This is a genomic window from Nitrosopumilus sp. b1, assembly GCF_014078545.1.
Classification (GTDB): Archaea; Thermoproteota; Nitrososphaeria; order Nitrososphaerales; family Nitrosopumilaceae; genus PXYB01.
Map to the genome: position 1 here is coordinate 1 of NZ_MU078743.1, position 17655 is coordinate 17655.

Consider the following 17655-nt stretch of genomic DNA (forward strand, 5'->3'; position numbering starts at 1 on the left):
TCTTGCTACTGTTGAATCTTTTGACCCTTTTGGTGGGCAGCCATGATCTCCAATTTTTTTGTATTTAATTGGCATTCCTTCTAAATATCTATCCAAGCCTAGAATATTCTCATCAATTAGAAACTCTACCATGTTCTGATCATTATTCGAATCAGAATATTTGAGTTTTCCAATATGGGTTGAAATTTTCAATTGAAAATAAAAAATTAGAGATCTGTATTGCAATTCATACAATATCTTTGACCATCAGAGGTCAAATCTCTCATTTTTTTGGGGTGTTTGCACTTGGGATTTAACTCATCTTTGATCCTTTCCAAATTTGAAATTGCGGTACTTTCAATCTCGAAAATGGTTTGTGTAATATCACTGGATTTGCTATTACTATGATATTTCATATCAATACCAAGTTGTTTCATTGCATCCTTTTTTTGATTAATCCACCAATCAATCATTTTGATAGCTTTTTTTACAGTCATTAATCTTACAAGTAATCATGTTCTTACTTTAACGATATTACTCTCTACAAGATATTTGCATAATGCCTGAATTTCTTCAAAGGATATCTGGTTATTTAGGTACAAATTATTTATTGGAATAAGCCACTGTGGGGCTGTCCATTCAATCACTCTATGTTGATAAATTACATCTCCACTCATCGTCATATGTTGTGTGAAATGAGAAAAATCGTTTTTCTTAATTACCATGTCAAAATGGTATCTGTTATTTTCTAGGTCTAGTACTGGCGCTGAAGATTTAGTTATGGAATATCTATTCAAAAAGGATGATTCTGGAACGTTTTCCATGGCAAAACCACCTGGTAAAATTGAAACTATAACTAATCCTAACAAGACGGATAAATCGAATCTCAATCCTGTCTTCTTTCTTCTATGTTAGATTTATGATCTTCTGTATTGGTTTTCAGTCAAGTTTTCTTGTTAGTCAGTAGTTAAGTAATAGAATACCAATCATTCGGGATTAATTACATTCAGAGTCATCGTACTGACTACTCTTGCCAGTTTTCGTATTTTTGTACCTACAATCTTTTCAAACTCGTCCTGAGTCTCTGCATGAACTTCTGCAATTACATCATAAGCGCCAAAAGTTAAAAATGCATTTTTTATTTCTGGCATGGTCCGTAATTCTTCTACAATGTATTCTTCTGCACCTAAATCACAGTTTAGCAAAATGTAGCCAGAATGCATCTCTTAATTTATCTGTGTATTACTGACTCTTAAGTTTTAGATTTTTTTAATATCTACCAGCGACTTCGAAGACCATAATGGTTCTTCTCTGAGCTAAATTTTCTATATGGTTTTCTTTCAGAATCTCCACTCTCTTTTCTATTGTCTCTTGAATCATCATCTCTTCTATAGGAACTATTTCCACCATAACTGCGTCCGCCGTAACTTCTTCCTCCATAGTTGTTTCTGCCGCCGCCTTTGCCTACTCTGCCATCTCTGGCATCGCCATCTCTTCGGAATCTTCCTCCTCGGTTTCCATAGCCTCCACTGCGACCATATCCGCCTCCTCTTCTGGCTCCGCCACCGTACCCTCCATACCTTCTTTGCGGTACTTCACGCTTTAGTGGGTCAGGAATGTTAATCTCAATTCCCATCTCTTGGTTTAGATCAGTCATCTTTACCTTGATTTGTCGTTTGATAAGATTGAATTCTCCTACAGATGAATATGATACAAGTGTAATGGCTCTTCCTTTGGCTCCAGCTCGTGCGGTTCTTCCAATTCTATGGAAATAAACCATCTCTTGGTTTGGAACATCATAGTTTACAACCAAAGCCACTCTTGGTACATCAATTCCTCTTGCAGCCACATCTGTTGCAACTAAAATTTCTGCCTTTCCAGTTCTAAATCGTCCCATGGCTTGCTCTCTTCTGTGTTGTGACATGTCTCCTTCAATTGCAACTGCATCAAAGTTACTTTGGTGTAACATTCTTGTGACATCGCGAGTTCTATGTTTTGTTGAACAAAAAACAATTGACTGTCTGCCTTTATTTTGATTAATAAAATCAATTAGATACTTCATCTTGTCTTTATCTTTGATAACTAGATATGATTGATCTATTCCCTCTCCACTAAGATCATCTGCATCAAGAAGAAACTGTTTTGGATTTCTCAAATACTCTTCTGATAATCTTAATATCTCAACTGGCATAGTTGCTGAAAACAATGACATTGTTTTTTCATCAGGTGTTTTATCTAAAATGAACTGAATGTCGTCAATAAATCCCATATCTAACATGGTGTCTGCTTCATCTAAAACTACATGAGCAATATCATCAAGGTCTAAAGAACCTCGTTTCAGATGATCAATTAATCTTCCTGGTGTTGCAACAATGATCTCAACGCCTCTTGCAATAGCTGAGAGTTGTGGTCCCATACTCTGTCCGCCATAAATTGATACGACCTTAATTCCAGTATACTTTGCGAATTTTTTTATCTCTTCTGTAATCTGAACTGCTAACTCTCTAGTTGGTGCTAAAATTAATCCCTGAATTCCATTCTTTGGTACAATTTGGTTTAGCATTGAAATGGAATATGCGCCAGTCTTACCTGTTCCAGTGTGTGCTTGACCGATAACATCTCTTCCTGTTAGTAAAACAGGAATTGTAGCCTCTTGAATAGGGAATGCCTCTTTGAAGCCCATGTCTTCTAGAGCATCTAGTACCTCTTGTCTTACTCCTAATTCACTAAATTTTGTCATTTTATTTTTCTCTCGTAAAGCAATGACGAAAACAGCATCATTGCCTGATCGTCATTATTTCCAATTTAACTGGTCTTTACACGTATAATAAACCATTGTAAACTTTGGATGAGCTAATTTGATAAAATTTGATGAGCCAATGGCGAGATTTGGACTCGCGACCTTTCGCTTACAAGGCGAATGCTCTAGCCAGGCTGAGCTACATTGGCACGGAGTACAATGAAATTTCAGATAGTTTAAAGTGTTCTCTCCTCAATTGCCCCGTCAGTTTTTATAATCTCGGATTGTGCAGATCAGCAATGAAATACATCGCGCCTCATAAACTAAAAGTTATGATGGGTCTGTTCTTTGGAACTGGTATTGCAGGAATTTTTTTGGGACTAAACAACAATGTGTTTTATTTGACCTTTCTTGGAGTGATTAATCTCTGTCTTGGTGGATTTGCCGGATGGATATTTCTAACACAAAAACCAAGATTACGAGACAAACGTAAGGAAAAGTGACATTACAATCATTATGTTGGTTGCAAAATGCATCGCATACGAATGATTGATGCCTTTTTTGTCATAAACATACTTGAACAAAAATCCAATTGGTATTAGGAATAATGCAGTGTGCACTTTAATTCCCATTGCAATATGAATAAGTGCCCAAACTAGAACCATCTTTTTGCTTTTCCTAAAGTAAAATTCTTCTACATAATTGATGTGAATAAACATGTACACCAACAAGGGGATGAAAGGAATTATTCCCCAAATTCCCTGATCTGCAAAAGGACCAAAGGCAATATTATATCCAAGCCAGCTCCAATTTAGAAAAGGAATCCTATCTAGAAAATCAAATAATAAAAGAGCATAAACAACAACTATTCCAAACGCAAATGGTGCATACTTGATTGAACGTAATCCTTGTTTTAGATCACTGAGTCTTTTTTTGGTGTCCTTGATTAAAAGAAGAGATGCACCAACCGTCAAGACATAGTACCCGACAATAAAGATGTCTGATTCAAAAAAAGACTCTTCCAAAACACTCAAACCATCTTTACATAGTATAAAAATTCTAGTTAGAAACCGCTCCTTTGGAAAGCAATTTGTTAAATATTGAACATGAAGATAATTGCCATGCAAGAATCTGAACCTGCACCAAACTTTGAGCTAGGTGCACATGATGGCTCCATGGTTTCCTTGAGCTCTTTTAAGGGAAAAAAAAACGTAGTTTTGTGCTTTTATCCAAAGAATCATCTTTTTGCATGCCCTTCAAAAAAAGTCTTCAAAATGGCCCAAAGTGTAATTGCATCCTATGATGATATCGTTTCTACTGATTCGGTACTGTTTGCAATTTCTATAGATACTGTTGAGTCACAAAAAAAGTTTGTAGATGAATATGGGGTGCCATACAAGCACCTGAGTGATACTAAAAAAGACACATGCAGGCTATATGCTGGCTTGAATATAGCTGGATTACCAAAGCGTTGCACATACATTATAGACAAAAACGGACTGATTAGGAAAATCTTTAGAGATATCTCAGTAGAATCTCACGGGAAGGAGATACTTCAAACTCTTAGACAAATTGCGGAATCCTCTGTTTAATCAAAATATAAATAATAATATCTTAGAGAAATGACAAATTGTTAGACCTAGTAGCAAAGAAATTATTTTTAACAAAAGGAAAAGGAGTACACGAAGATAGGCTAACTAGTTTTGAGTATGCCTTACGAGATGCAGGAATTGCTGGAACTAACCTTGTCTTGATCTCTAGTATTTTTCCACCACATGCAAAACTTGTATCAAGAAAGGAAGGATTAAAGCTAATTAATCCGGGACAGATTCTCTTTACAATTTATTCCCGTAACCAAACCAATGAACCGCATAGATTAACTGCTGCATCAGTAGGAATTGCACAACCAAAGGATCCAAACAGGTATGGATATCTTTCAGAGTATGATTCCTTTGGACAAAGTGAAAAACAAGCAGGTGATTATGCAGAAGATATCGCGGCACAAATGTTGGCATCATCACTTGGCATTCCATTTGATATTGACAAAAGCTGGGATGAAAAACGACAACAATGGAATATCTCTGGGCAAATCTACAAATCATCAAACATTACGCAAACTGCAATTGGAAACAAAGATGGTAAATGGACTACTGTGTTTGCTGCGGCAGTCTTGATTGTCTAGGCTGATTTTCTATATCCTTTCAGATAGTATAATGCTGCACCGATTGCTACTATGGCAATAATTGCAACTATGATCATTGACTCGTAATTTTCCTCAACGTCATCATTTTCTATAATTGGTTTTTCGGTAAACTCTCCACCAAATCCTGTCAACGTGAATTCCAAGTCTTCACTTTTTACTATTGATTCTTTTCCAAAGAGAAACTTTCCCTCAATCTTTTCACCTGATTCTGGATCGAATATCCAACCTGTCTGGGTTACGTCTGTTGGAATTTTTTCTCCATCAATTAGATGTGTGTCCATCAAATTACCTCGAACTTTTTCTACGTTAGTTGGTTCTGGTGATAAAATAACCACTTGTAATAATGAATTAAGTGGATAAAATCCTCCAGAAAAGTATGATGATCTTCTCAATTCATCTGCATGTAAAAATTCTAATGGTTTGATTGTACTTACTTTGTCGGCAGCATTTGGGTAATCAATAGATAATTTGAGTTGAAATAATGATGCATTATCTCTTGGAATGATTGAAAATGTCATACTTGCATTTGAATCAGATGACATCTTTTTTGCATTCTCATAAAATCCCCCCGAATCTCTAATTACCTTGGGTATCAAAATCGATGAAATCTTTTCATACATTGACATTGTGTCTTCAAGTGGCATCACATACACTGCTGAAACTGTTCCTCTACCTGAAACAACTCCGGATGTGTCAAGTAGTTTGTTAGCTTCATCGCTATGATGTATGTATACCGAATGAAACTCTGCATTAGTGTCAAAAACTCTGTTGATATCATCAATTAATGAATCGCCAATCACTCTAGTTCCATCTTGAATAGAATTGATGCCCTTCCAGTCTGGATGTTGTGTAACATTAATCAAAACACATGCTTGGTCAAAGACTCCGAGAATGCATCTTTCTTCATTTGTTAAAATTACTGAGATGATCTGTGGATTATCTCTAATCTTTTGTTCTACATCAGAGGGAATCTTCATCTCTTGGTTGCTGGTGCTCTGAAGAGTTATTGATGCAGTTACATTGTTTGAAATTTGTTGATCAATTAAAACCTGACCCATCTCTTGGAATGTTGCAAATTGGAGTTCTTGGGAATATGCTTGACTGATTCCAAATGAGGCTATTACAATTGCAATTATGGCAAATACTCTGTACACAAAATGCACGTTTCTAATTTACAGTATTAAGGTTGCTACATTTTATTCAGGATTTTTCTCAAACGTTTAAATTTCTATTATAGAATATTAGACTTGACATCGATTCAAACCGATCGGGGAACAAGCCGGCAGCCTGTGCGTATGGCTGTCGGCCCCATTAATTACAAAATTATTACAGTTTACCTAATTCTTTGACTTGGCTGTTGACATAGTCAAAGCCTTCCTGCCAAAATGCAGTTGATGTTATGTCAAAACCATACTCTGCGAGCAGTTTTTCGGGTTTTTGAGATCCACCTGCAGCCAAAATCTCAATGTATGCATTACTAAAACTTGTGCCCTCCTTTTTGTATCTTTGAAACAGCGATAGAGCAAGTAAATTTCCAAAAGAGTATGCATAGCAGTAAAATGGAGTGTGATAAAAGTGTGGAATACAACTCCACTCTATTGCAAAATCATCAGTCAATGTAACAGAGCTTCCAAACTGAACTTTCAAATTTTCAAGATATGTTTTTGAAATCTGATCCACTGTGGTACTACCTGCAATCTGTTTATGGGCTTCTACCTCAAACAAAGTGAAAAATGACTGTCTTCCTATCGTTGCATACAAATCATCAATCTTTTCAGAAAGCATAGCTCTTCTTTCACTAGTTTTCACCTTGTCTGCTAGATTTTCATACAAAAGTAACTCTGAAAACGTTGATGCTGTTTCTGCCAATGGCAGTGGTGCATCCTGAACAAGAATTGATTTTCTATCTGCTGCTTGACTGTGTACTGCATGACCAAGCTCATGTGCAAGTGTAAATACATCTCGTGACTTCCCTGTAAAGTTTACTAGCACAAACGGGGTAATTTTTGGCGATAGCGTACTGCAGAATGCTCCATCTCTCTTTCCTGGACGTATTGAAGAGTCAATATGATTTTTATCAAAAATGTTTTTTGCAAACTCTGCAAGCTTTGGGCTGAACTTTCCTAACGACTCAAAGACTAGTCTGACTGATTTGTCGTAAGGATAATTTTTTTCTTTAATCTTTGTATTTGTTGGAGCATAAAGATCGTATCTTCTTAGTTTCTTTAGACCAAGCATCTTTGCTTTCTGTTGAAAGAATTTTTGAAATACTGGGGCATTTTTTTTACACACTTGCAATAGTGAGGATACTGTTTTATCATCTACGTCATTGCCAATATTTCTCATCGAAATAGGAGATGGATATCCACGTATGTCAATTCCTTCATCTTTCCAATTTAGAACAATGTTTTGATAAATTTCGCCTAGAACTCCCTTGTTTTGTGAATATTTTGACAATAGAATTTTGTAAGCTGCCTCTCTTGTCTTTGCATTAGTGCTTCTAACAAGACCCGATAGTTGCTCTCGAGTCATCCTTCTTTTTTTACCACTTAAGGTAATTGAGTACTCAAATGCGTTAGTTATTTTATCATAAAGTTTGATGAGTGCTGTAATTCCTGTCACATCCAAAGTATTGATTATTCGTTCCTCTGCCTCGCTAAGGGAGTACTTTGCAACAAGACGTTTGTGTCTGAGATACTGTGCCAAATCTCCCGCATCTTTGATTAGGCGATTTGCATTCTTTTCATCAATTCCTTGCTTCCACCATAAATCAAAGAATAAAATCTGATTAGAGACATCTGAACCAAGCTTGCTCATTCTTGTTAGTAATGATGTTGCCTCATCTGATTGTGTATTTGCAGAGTATGAAAGAGATGCATATCCTCCAACAACGCTGATCTCTTCAGAAATTGCTTCTAAATTTTTTATAATTTTTAAAAAATCTGATGTTGAAATGGTTGGTTTTAGCTTTGATTTGATTTTTTCAAACTCGGTTGCTTTTTTTTGAATACGTCTAATTTGATTCTCAAATTCTGGTTTCTTTGGATCTTTTACTAGCTTCGTTAAATTCCAGCTTCCAGCTTTGTAAACCATTTGACATTGTTAGTTTTGACCACTATAAAATCAATAGTATTCTTTGTGAACATAACACCACTTCCATGATTTGTCTGGAACTGCAATCATTACTGGATGCCCCGACTCTTCAAAATGTTTTGTAGCATGTCTGCCATATGATGAATCACAACATCCTACATGACCGCAAGTTAAACACATTCGTATGGCCACCCAAGGTAAATGCTCTTCTTCACATTCTTTACATCCCTTTGTTGTTGGCTCTACATTTTTTTCTTGTGCAAAATGTTCACATAATTCTGTCATGTTGTTAACTGCAAATTAGAAAATAAAAAGTTAGCTTGGATTAATTTTTAAAAAATTTACGAACAAAAAAATTAGTCTAGTCTAATTAGTCCTATCTAATTTTCATATCCTTTATTTGTGAAAAAGTGCATTTAATGTTATGAATGCATGGAATAAATTTTGGAAATGGTATGAAAATAAAATTTTAGGAAGTATAGTAATAATTGCAATTATTCAGTTCATCCAAATTCCACATATGGTATGGAATGCTGATTTGTATTTACAGACAGGACACATCAGTAGATTGCATCCAGTACTAGACTGGTTACTATATGGTGTAGATCTAATTGAGATTGTATCTATCATTAACGTTGGCATGATTATGTATAGTCTAATCAAAAAAAGACGTGCACAAAAAGTCGAAATTCAAAAACAATCAAAATGAACGACTTGTAATTCTTAAATTCATCTTAGTTTGAGACTAGACATGTTCAAGAATATTACCGTGGCCTTTATCACACGAAGTGTTCGGACTAAACCATTCATGGTCGGCATGGCTATGGCCCAAAAATTTAATGGAAATCTTACAGTAATTGAGTGCGTACTAAAGAAAACTCCAAAGTTTGTCCTGTTTGAGACTAAAGATGACAAGAAAGCAGCAAAAAAGCAAAAACTTGCTGGTGAAAAAACTCTCAAAGAATTTGAAGCAAAGGCTAAGGGTGCAAATATTTCTGTAAAAACGATTTTAGCCCTTACAGAATCAATCCCTGATTGGATTCATGATTATGTAAAAGAACACAGAACTGATTTACTAATAATCGATCATCCTCATCTATCTGATTTTGAAGAATCTTATTATGATGATATAATCAAAAGCATATCTCATGAAGTCGCAGTGCCTCTGTTATTGTTGCGTTCTTAGGATTACCAATATCAAATATTGCAGTAGGGGAGTCAGAGTTACTTGATAATAATACTCAACTAAATTTTTACTGAACCTGCTCGATCTTCCACTGATCATTTACCCATAGGCCAACAACCTTAACGGGTAAATTCCAAGATTTGATAATGTCGACTGATTTTTTTATCTGAGAAATATGTTCATCCTTTGATACTGGGTTTCCTGCACAATCATGATGCCCTGCTATTGCAATCAGTGATGAACCATGAGCATTTATTGAAATCTGGACTTTGGCTTTGATCTGATCAATTTTTTCCGGATTTTGTATTAGTGTTTTATCACAACCTGGCTCTGTAACTGTGTCCACATAATCAGCAGAATGATTCTTCTTAATCCATTCTGATACTGGAGTTTGCGTTCTTCCATCTATACAATTAATTGCTGTAGCAAATTTTCCTTCTGCCATATTTTCAATTCCTTATCCTGTGTATTATATTTTATCCAACTGAATCTGGTTTGATTAGTAAAATTCCTAAAACAATACTCAAGCCTATGAAAATTGCTATGGTTATCCAAATCTGTCTTTTAGCTTTTTCTTTTTCAAACATGCTTCGTGGGGTAATCCCTTCAATGAAGAATATTGCAGTTGTACCTAACACTAGTCCTATGACATTTGCAGCAGTTAGGGTCAACGCACTTGAAAAAATATCAAAATTCCATAATGCAATTCCAATTCCTGAAACTGTGGCCGGTGGTACCAATGCTGCCGCAATGGCTACTCCTACCAAAATTCCTGGAATTTTTGTTGTCATTGCAATACCTCCAGCCAATCCTAAAGCTATTGCCACTCCGAGATAAATGGGGGATATCTCCGTTCTGGAAATTATTTCATTTGTTAGTGGGAGATCACTAAATTGTAGCGCAATAATAGTTAGAACGGCACCTGTTGCTATTACCGCTGCAAGTAAAATGAGCCCTGATGTCGTTGCTTGGTAGACATTTTTTGGTTTTCCTACCGCGACATTAAATGAAAATGCTGTAATTGGTCCTAAGAGTGGGGAAATCAGCATTGCACCAATAACCAATGACGCATTATTTGCAAATAATCCAACTGTTGCAACTCCTGCAGCTATAACAATCATGATGAGAAGATTTTTGTTAAATTTTACACTTGGATCAACAATTTCTTGCAATTCTTCTGATAGCTTTTTCTTTTTTGATTTTGGGGGATTCTCTTTTACTTCTTTATCTAATTTTTGTAAATATTCTGAGAGTGTTGCTTCTATAGGCTGGCTTGTTATCAACACTTCTTTTTGTTTTGTATCTACCAACTTGTTTAGATCATTTACCAAATTTGAAGCTAAATCATTTAAGCAAATGGCTGAATATCGTAAAAGTTTGGACTCATCATACATGACTAAATTAAGATGGTAAGGAACTTTGTATTTTTTTAAAACATATTCTACTACTGAACCTCTTTGTTCATGGCACGTTATTTCTATTTTTTTCATATGTTATCTTCTAACTCCTGTCATGCTCAACTACCTTTAAGGTTATCAAATTATCTTAATTAGTAAAATCCACGCACAATATTTTTTCACAAAGCATAAAAAAACTGTGGTTAGTGTTATGGAATAATAGAAATTATAGGATACTTTATTTGAAAAGTTGAAGTGAACAAGGCAGTATTTGGACTGACTATAATCCCACTAATCATTACAATTTTTCTAGTATATGATTTCAACCAGGACGAAATGTGGCAAGAAGGCAATTCTGCCCCTAGTCAGCAAGAGCAGACCAAAGTCTCCCAGCATTCAACAAGAGAATGCTCTGGAAATGCTAGGTGCATCCTAGGAACCGTTACTCAAGTTATAGACGGAGACACCATTAAGGTGGATGACACATCAATCAGATTTTCTCTTGCATCTGCGCCTGAGCTAAATGAATTCGGTGGAATAGAAGCGAGAGACTACATAGCTAGTTTGTGTCCTGTTGGCTCTACTGCCTTGATAAACGAAGATGATGGACAAACCGAAGGAAGCTATGAGCGAATTGTGGCTGTGGTTCTTTGCAACGGTGTGAATCTTAATGAGGAGCTACTAGAGTCTGGGCACGGAGTAGTGCATACTGGATTCTGTGGAGTAAGTGAGTTTGCATCCGAGACATGGGCTCAAAAGTATGGTTGTGCACCTGAATTTCATTCAGCACCAAAAGTTTCGCCTGTGCAATCTAATTGCGATCCCTCATACCCAAGTATTTGTTTAGAGCCTGGATTGCCAGATTTGAATTGCAAAGATATTTCTCAAAGAAATTTTGAGGTGGTTGGTGAAGACCCTCACGGTTTTGATGGAGACAGGGATGGAATTGGCTGTGAATCTTGAAGTTATTACAAAAAAGCTCTTTCAGTAAATTTATTTTTAACAAACTCTGTTGAATGAAAAATATTTCTCATTTGTTTAAAGTCACTTGTACTTCGATTGAACCATCTTGAAAATGACACTTGACTCCTTTAATCTTACTTTTGTAGAGAAAGAATTTTTTTCCATCTTCGCTAATGTATCCTGTAGTGGTGATGATTCTATTATCTACCAAAAACTGAATTCTTCTGTATGCAGTACTAATTGGGATATTGCATTCAAAAGATATCTCGATTGCAGATTTTGGTTTGTCCTGTATGTATTGTATTATGTCTCTACAGTACTTGTCTGAAACGATTTCAAGGAGTCCTTGCTTCTGTTTCATATCTTGAATATTATGGGGTTCTATTTCCAAGGCCATACTAACTGCATCCACATTATCATATTTAATGAAATTAAGAATACTATTCTAGTGGTAATTGAAAGAATTTTTTTTATTCTAATATACGATAATTCCTAAGCTAGTTCAATGAAATCGACCATGATCGTTGTTCTCTTTTCTACACTGATCATTCCATTTACTTCCGCATATGGTTCATGGCATTGGTCAAGTGATTACGAAGTTTGTGGAACCGAGGTCATAAAAAAAGGCGAAAAGTGTGATTTGTACTCTGAGAATAAAAATAAAGATGTTATGGAGCAATCAGAAAACTCTGTAGAAAAACAATCGGAGACCTATGTGGAGAAACAATCGGCCGAATCTATGCAGATGTGTCCTAATGAATTGGTGCCGATATTAAAAAACACTACTAACTCTCTTAACTGTGTTAAAGAGTCTAGTTTAGAAAAATTAATTCAAAGGGGATGGGGTAAAATCCCGTAACTCTTAATTTGGAAATGAATTTTTATCAAAATTTTTTTGCCCCGCGTGAACTAGAGCAAATATGTCGTAATTTTTTATATTATTTTATTTTCACTCAAAAATGCTTTTGAATCATTTCTGATCTGTTTAATTTTGTTTGGATTCATCTTTTTGATATTTGCATAAACAGTCCACAATCTTGGATTGCTTTGAAGTTTTGACTTGTTTCTTATAAAAAAATCCCAATAAAGATAGTTAAATGGACACGCAGATGAACCAGTTTTTTCTTTTACAGAATAATGACATGACTTACAGTAATCACTCATCTTGTTTATGTACGCACCACTTGCAGCATACGGCTTAGATCCAAGCTTGCCGCCATCTGCAAACTGGGACATCCCATGTGTGTTTGGAAGTTCTACCCATTCAAAGGCATCAGAATAAACTGAAAGATACCACTCACAGATTTGTTTTGGATTAATGCCAGAAATAAGTGAAAAATTACCAGTAACCATTAACCTTTGAATATGGTGTGCATATGATTCGTCTTTGGTTTGAATGATGCATTTTTTTAGGCAGTTGAGTTTTGTGTCGCCGGTCCAAAAAAAATCTGGCAAAGCACCTTTTGCGTTTAAATAATTTGTATCAGAATATTTTGGAGAATACATCCAATAAATTCCTCGCACATATTCCCGCCAACCAATTATTTGTCTGATAAAACCTTCACAAGAGTTTATTGGGCAATCTCCATCCTCATACTTTTTGATTGTAATTTTGCATACTTCTCTTGGAGTGAGTAGTCCAATGTTTAGATACAATGAAAGAACAGAATGAAACAAGAAACCATCATCGCTTTTCATTACATCTTGAAATCTCCCAAAATTTTCTAGTCTGTTTTCCACAAAATCCTTTAATGCTTTTTTTGCATGTTTCCTTGTTACCCCAAACCAAAATGGTTCAGGATTACCAAAATTTTCACTAAAGTTTCTCCTGACTAATTTTATTACTTGACTAGTGATATTGTCATTTCTGAACTTTATGACTCTCCTGGTCTTTAGATCCTTCGTGAATTTTTCTCTATTGTCTCTATCGTAATTCCATTGGCCTCCTTCGGGTTTGCCTTTTTTGTCGATTAGGATTTTCTCCCTTTTCCTAATCCATCGATAAAAATTCTCCATTCTAAACAGAGACTGTTTTTTTGCCCATTCACTAAAATCGGTCTTACTACAAAAGAATCTGTCATCATTTAAAAATTCAATTGGGATCTTTCGTTCTAATTTTTCCAGATTTGTTTGTACACGATATTCTGAGGGCTCTGTAACAAGAATTTTTTTTGGCTTTAACTTTTGGTAGTAACGTAAAATTTCTCTCTCAAATGAGTCTGTATTGAGTTTATCTTCGAGTTTTACATAATGCACTTTGTGCCCATTTTCTTCCAGTTCGTGGGCAAAATGTCTCATGGCACTAAGAATCAAAATGATTTTTTTTGGATGATGACTAACATATCGAGTCTCATCCCCTACCTCCATCATTAGGATTTCATCATGATTTTTGTCTATTTTCTTCAATGAAGAAATATCATGGGAAAGCTGGTCCCCTAAGATTACTATTAAGTTCCTAGTCATTTTTGTGAGAAAATTTGTGAGAATTTTTGGAAAACCATTTTTTGAATTGAAAGATATCTGAATCTTCAATTAAATAAATTATTTTTCTCATCTGTAACATAATGTCATTTTGTCAGAAATAAACAATTATGATATAATAGAATTTGGATGTAGGACTTTGTCTTCCAAATACAGCTATATCCTGGCATGTGTGATTTTCTCTTGATATTAGAAAAATATCTTGATATGCGCAAATTGCACACACAGGAAAATAAACTTTGAATCATCTCATTTTGAATGTGGTGTTTGTTCCCCCCTCGGCTCTTGTTCTGGTAGGTATAGCCACAGGCGCTGGAATACTTGTTCTTACTTATGAGGTGTCTGATTATTGGGAAAATACTAAACTCGTAAAGGAAATTCAAGAAAAAACAAATAGAATTAACTTGCAACGAAATCATTTACTTCAATCATATGATGCAGGTGAAAAAACCAGGGATGAATGCATAAGGGATCTAACTGAACTACTTGTCGAAGCAGAAACCCACTTGAAATTCATTAAGGATCAGGTTTCGTTTTTGAATATGAGTCATAATTACAAAAATATCAAACAAATCATCAAGCACATAGAGGAGGATCTTGACTTTCTCAATAAACTATAATCAATCTCGTGTGATATGTCTAGTACAATTCCTTATTGTAATGAAACAAAATTTTTCATTTTAGTTGAAATTTTTCTTTTTGCATAATCTCTCAATCCTGTTTCGTATTTTTCCAAGATGCGGAACATAAACTATTGCTAAAAAATAATCTAAAATTTAAGAATCAACTATCTTCAGCAAATAATTATATTTTATTTCAAAGGTTACTAATGTTTCTAGGATCGAATTAATTTGATAAGGATTGAATCAGAATTTCTTCTAAATTTTCTTTGTTTCTTTGAACTATGGTTTTTTTAGTAGAATGGGTTCCTGAAAATATCTGAATGTTGTCTTTTTCATTTATTTGCTCAATCAGTCTCTTTGCATTGGATATGTCGTTCCTTCCAGTAATTGTAACAAATACAATGCCTGGGTGATCTCTTTCAATTGTAAAAAGAATATCTGATATTGAGGAAAACGATGGAGCATTAACTACCCTGTGTCCTTTCCATGCAAACTGAATTTCTACCAATTTATTTTCCAAAATGCTCTGTTGACCGTACGGTGAACAGACTAACACCTTGTCTTTTTTTGGTTTGAGATTCACTGAATCAATTATGCCTTGAATAATCTTCAGCATACCATTATAGCAGACCGTATGTGTCCCATTGCTGATCTGGTTTTTTCTCAATAGTAGGTCTATTCTTGTTTTGACAGGAAGTAGGATGTCGCCGATAAATTTTTTCGCATCGTAAATCTTTGAATAAGATTCAAAAAGATTTTCTGCCCCAGAAATGTTGCCCGCCATCAAAGAATTTTCAAGGTTTTCTCTGAATGTCATGATGATTTTATTCTGGTTATCATTTTCATAATATTTTTTTTCAGAAAAATATTTTATTATATTATTTAAATTTCTGAATTTTTCCGGAATGTCAAGTAACTTTGCTTTTTCTATTTTTCCAAGATATTTTACTATCTTTTGTTTTGACGTACTCTTCTCTGTATCCCAGACGCTTTCTACCAAATAAAGATATTTTTCCCCTTTTACTTTTTTTTCCCGTATGTATACCACGAATAATATAGGGAATTCATTATAAAGCCTATTGCTCCCCAAAGGGAGTTTTTTTAAGAGTATGCACCATCATAAATTATGGTTGTATTACGCAGAAATAAAATAGAACTTTTCTATGATATTCTGAGCACAATACATTCTGAACAGAGGGGACTCATCAAACCAACTCATCTTCAACTTCGTACAAAAATGTCATATGACAAATTGATAAATAATTTACATGAACTGGAAAAAGACAAATTTATTCAACTTGATCCAATTTTAATAACTGAAAAAGGGGAAAAATTCATTCAGGATTATGGAGACATTAAAAAATTCATGACTGATATTAAAAGAAAATATCTTAAAGAAAAAATCATATTTACAAAACAATATGACCAAAAGATTATGGTTGTCGATGACGATGAAGATCTTCTCAATATGTTGTCAAATATAATAAAAAATTTTGGTTATCCTACTATACTAGCAAGGAACGGCCAAGAGGCAGTTTTGGAGTACTCTATTCATAAACCCCGACTAGTTTTAATGGACATCAATATGCCAGTAAAAGATGGTTACAAATCTTTTTTTGATATTACAAAAAAGTTTCCTGACGCAAGGGTGATTTTCATGACTGGATTTAAGGATCTTTCAAGGTGGAAAGAAGTAAAGAATAAAGGAGCTATTTATTTAGTACAAAAACCCATTGCGCCAACATTTCTAAAAGAATTGATCACGCGTCATGCAAATGATAATTCTGAGTCAATCTAATTAGAATTTTTTTAATTTCATTTCATTTGGGTAGTGATATCTCAAACGTGGTTGGATTATTCTTCACAGAAATCTCTCCATTATGCTGACCAACGATTTTCTTGCATATGGCTAGACCTAAGCCGGTTCCTTTTTTCTTAGTCGTGTACATTAGGTCAAAAATCTTACCAATATCCCTTGAATTAATTCCAGGACCTGTATCTGTGAAACAAATTGTTGTTTTGTCTTTTGAATCCCGTGCATCAACTGTTATTTTTCCCCTTTCTTCCATTGCTTGAATCGAATTGGTTATTATATTTTCAAAAACCTGAGAGATTTTTTCCTTATCACAGAAAATTTTGACATCTCCCACAAGAATGCTTACTGTGACATCATCAGGAATTATGATATTATCAATAACATCATTAATTATCGGTTTTAGCATATGATTCCTTTTGTTCAAGGGTGTATCTCTTACAAAATTTAGAATATCATTAATTTGAGCATCAATCCTTGCTATAGATCTGTCAATTCTTTCATATGCTTGTTTTTTTTCATTGGTGACGTCTCTGTCCTCCATTTTAATAAAACCTAAATCTCCAGCTATTACTCCCAAAGGATTTCTTAAATCGTGAGCCATTTTTGCAGCAAATTCTCCAATGGCGGTTAGTTTTGCGTTTTGGACTATTTCATTTTGGTATTTTCGTATGCTCTGCCCCATTTCTGAAATATTCTTACCTAAATTTCCAATTTCATCATCGCCCATATTAGAAACGGCTGGGGCCAACTTGCCTTTGGCAATTTGGTTTGTATGTGATGATAATTTTGCAAGTCTTGATACAAATGAATTTGATATTAAAATCGACATTACAACGAAAGATGAATAGAGGAGGACCAAACTAAATATGGTGATCTTACCGATATATTCTAATGTCGCAAATGCTTCACTTCGATCTATTTTGACTGCAAGGCCCCAGTCCATTTGCTCGATATATTTTGTTGCAGAAAGAACAGGAACTCCCCTATAGTCTACCTTTTCTTTGAAGATGCTCTCATTTTTCAATAGTGCCTGAGTTATTGGTACATCCGTTCTTTCTTTTGGTATTGTTCGCTTTAAGAACGAATCATCGTCAAACCTTAATGAAGTAATGAACAATGCATCCCCATTTGAGTCTCGTTTTGCCATAAATGATTCACCGGATTTCCCTAAAGA

Annotated in this window: 23 protein-coding genes and 1 tRNA gene; 9 read left to right on the top strand and 15 right to left on the bottom strand. The window is 34.8% G+C overall.

Going from position 1 to position 17655, the window contains the following annotated elements:
• Positions 1–206: 206 nt before the first annotated feature.
• The 5 genes from C6988_RS09830 to C6988_RS09850 form a co-directional block, all read right to left on the bottom strand.
• Complete coding sequence (locus tag C6988_RS09830) at positions 207–476, bottom strand: hypothetical protein (protein ID WP_182135107.1); 270 nt, start codon at positions 474–476, stop codon at positions 207–209.
• A 15-nt stretch (positions 477–491) separates the two neighbouring features.
• Positions 492–869 carry a hypothetical protein gene (locus C6988_RS09835; protein WP_220463433.1) on the bottom strand — a complete coding sequence of 126 codons (378 nt, stop codon included), beginning with the start codon at positions 867–869 and terminating at the stop codon, positions 492–494.
• A gap of 96 nt (positions 870–965) precedes the next feature.
• The gene (locus C6988_RS09840) at positions 966–1202 is read right to left on the bottom strand and encodes an Lrp/AsnC family transcriptional regulator (protein WP_182135112.1); all 237 of its coding nucleotides are present in this window, start codon (positions 1200–1202) and stop codon (positions 966–968) included.
• 53 nt (positions 1203–1255) lie between these two features.
• Positions 1256–2719, bottom strand: a complete 1464-nt coding sequence (locus tag C6988_RS09845; RefSeq protein WP_182135114.1) for a DEAD/DEAH box helicase — start codon at positions 2717–2719, stop codon at positions 1256–1258.
• A 134-nt stretch (positions 2720–2853) separates the two neighbouring features.
• Positions 2854–2928: transfer RNA gene (locus C6988_RS09850), tRNA-Thr, on the bottom strand.
• Positions 2929–3018: 90 nt separating this feature from the next.
• On the opposite strand from C6988_RS09850, the gene C6988_RS09855 reads away from it, so the two are divergent.
• Positions 3019–3222 (top strand): hypothetical protein, encoded by a 204-nt coding sequence (locus tag C6988_RS09855; RefSeq protein ID WP_182135154.1) that lies wholly within the window; start codon positions 3019–3021, stop codon positions 3220–3222.
• Here the strand turns inward: C6988_RS09855 and C6988_RS09860 are convergent.
• Entirely contained in the window at positions 3196–3744 is a 549-nt protein-coding gene (locus C6988_RS09860) for a hypothetical protein (protein ID WP_182135116.1), read from the bottom strand. The genes C6988_RS09855 and C6988_RS09860 overlap by 27 nt on opposite strands.
• Positions 3745–3840: 96 nt before the next feature.
• On the opposite strand from C6988_RS09860, the gene C6988_RS09865 reads away from it, so the two are divergent.
• Together C6988_RS09865 and C6988_RS09870 are read left to right on the top strand one after the other, a co-directional pair.
• Complete coding sequence (locus C6988_RS09865) at positions 3841–4311, top strand: peroxiredoxin (RefSeq protein WP_220463434.1); 471 nt, start codon at positions 3841–3843, stop codon at positions 4309–4311.
• Between the two features lie 38 nt (positions 4312–4349).
• On the top strand, positions 4350–4901 hold the full coding sequence (locus C6988_RS09870) for a pyruvoyl-dependent arginine decarboxylase (protein ID WP_182135120.1): 552 nt from the start codon (positions 4350–4352) through the stop codon (positions 4899–4901).
• Here C6988_RS09870 and C6988_RS09875 read toward each other — a convergent pair.
• The 3 genes from C6988_RS09875 to C6988_RS09885 form a co-directional block, all read right to left on the bottom strand.
• Complete coding sequence (locus C6988_RS09875; protein WP_255464470.1) at positions 4898–6076, bottom strand: hypothetical protein; 1179 nt, start codon at positions 6074–6076, stop codon at positions 4898–4900. The two genes, C6988_RS09870 and C6988_RS09875, sit on opposite strands and share 4 nt — an antisense overlap.
• 172 nt (positions 6077–6248) lie before the next feature.
• Positions 6249–8015 (bottom strand): M3 family oligoendopeptidase, encoded by a 1767-nt coding sequence (locus tag C6988_RS09880; RefSeq protein ID WP_182135125.1) that lies wholly within the window; start codon positions 8013–8015, stop codon positions 6249–6251.
• Between the two features lie 30 nt (positions 8016–8045).
• On the bottom strand, positions 8046–8300 hold the full coding sequence (locus tag C6988_RS09885; RefSeq protein ID WP_182135127.1) for a UBP-type zinc finger domain-containing protein: 255 nt from the start codon (positions 8298–8300) through the stop codon (positions 8046–8048).
• Positions 8301–8439: 139 nt separating this feature from the next.
• Between C6988_RS09885 and C6988_RS09890 the strand changes: the two genes are divergently transcribed.
• Both C6988_RS09890 and C6988_RS09895 read left to right on the top strand, forming a co-directional pair.
• Positions 8440–8724, top strand: coding sequence for a hypothetical protein (locus C6988_RS09890; RefSeq protein ID WP_182135129.1), 285 nt, complete (start codon positions 8440–8442; stop codon positions 8722–8724).
• A 42-nt stretch (positions 8725–8766) separates the two neighbouring features.
• On the top strand, positions 8767–9201 hold the full coding sequence (locus C6988_RS09895; protein WP_182135131.1) for a universal stress protein: 435 nt from the start codon (positions 8767–8769) through the stop codon (positions 9199–9201).
• A 67-nt stretch (positions 9202–9268) separates the two neighbouring features.
• Here the strand turns inward: C6988_RS09895 and C6988_RS09900 are convergent, their stop codons facing one another.
• A complete protein-coding gene (locus C6988_RS09900) occupies positions 9269–9646 on the bottom strand; it encodes a carbonic anhydrase (RefSeq protein WP_182135133.1) in 378 nt (125 codons plus the stop codon).
• 31 nt (positions 9647–9677) lie between these two features.
• Positions 9678–10691, bottom strand: a complete 1014-nt coding sequence (locus C6988_RS09905; protein WP_182135135.1) for a TIGR00341 family protein — start codon at positions 10689–10691, stop codon at positions 9678–9680.
• Between the two features lie 162 nt (positions 10692–10853).
• Between C6988_RS09905 and C6988_RS09910 the strand changes: the two genes are divergently transcribed.
• On the top strand, positions 10854–11561 hold the full coding sequence (locus C6988_RS09910) for a thermonuclease family protein (RefSeq protein WP_220463435.1): 708 nt from the start codon (positions 10854–10856) through the stop codon (positions 11559–11561).
• A gap of 67 nt (positions 11562–11628) precedes the next feature.
• Here the strand turns inward: C6988_RS09910 and C6988_RS09915 are convergent, their stop codons facing one another.
• Complete coding sequence (locus C6988_RS09915) at positions 11629–11958, bottom strand: winged helix-turn-helix domain-containing protein (protein ID WP_182135138.1); 330 nt, start codon at positions 11956–11958, stop codon at positions 11629–11631.
• A gap of 108 nt (positions 11959–12066) precedes the next feature.
• Here C6988_RS09915 and C6988_RS09920 point away from each other — a divergent pair, with 108 nt between their 5' ends.
• The gene (locus C6988_RS09920; RefSeq protein WP_182135140.1) at positions 12067–12420 is read left to right on the top strand and encodes a hypothetical protein; all 354 of its coding nucleotides are present in this window, start codon (positions 12067–12069) and stop codon (positions 12418–12420) included.
• Between the two features lie 74 nt (positions 12421–12494).
• On the opposite strand, the gene C6988_RS09925 is transcribed toward C6988_RS09920, so the two are convergent.
• Positions 12495–14024 carry a cryptochrome/photolyase family protein gene (locus C6988_RS09925; protein ID WP_182135142.1) on the bottom strand — a complete coding sequence of 510 codons (1530 nt, stop codon included), beginning with the start codon at positions 14022–14024 and terminating at the stop codon, positions 12495–12497.
• Between the two features lie 257 nt (positions 14025–14281).
• On the opposite strand from C6988_RS09925, the gene C6988_RS09930 reads away from it, so the two are divergent.
• Positions 14282–14662: a hypothetical protein gene (locus C6988_RS09930; RefSeq protein WP_182135144.1), complete on the top strand. Its 381-nt coding sequence runs from the start codon at positions 14282–14284 to the stop codon at positions 14660–14662.
• Between the two features lie 226 nt (positions 14663–14888).
• Here the strand turns inward: C6988_RS09930 and C6988_RS09935 are convergent, their stop codons facing one another.
• A complete protein-coding gene (locus C6988_RS09935) occupies positions 14889–15665 on the bottom strand; it encodes a hypothetical protein (protein ID WP_182135146.1) in 777 nt (258 codons plus the stop codon).
• Positions 15666–15791: 126 nt separating this feature from the next.
• Between C6988_RS09935 and C6988_RS09940 the strand changes: the two genes are divergently transcribed.
• The gene (locus C6988_RS09940) at positions 15792–16463 is read left to right on the top strand and encodes a response regulator (protein ID WP_182135148.1); all 672 of its coding nucleotides are present in this window, start codon (positions 15792–15794) and stop codon (positions 16461–16463) included.
• 22 nt (positions 16464–16485) lie between these two features.
• On the opposite strand, the gene C6988_RS09945 is transcribed toward C6988_RS09940, so the two are convergent.
• Positions 16486–17598, bottom strand: a complete 1113-nt coding sequence (locus tag C6988_RS09945) for a sensor histidine kinase (protein WP_182135150.1) — start codon at positions 17596–17598, stop codon at positions 16486–16488.
• Between the last annotated feature and the right edge of the window lie 57 nt (positions 17599–17655).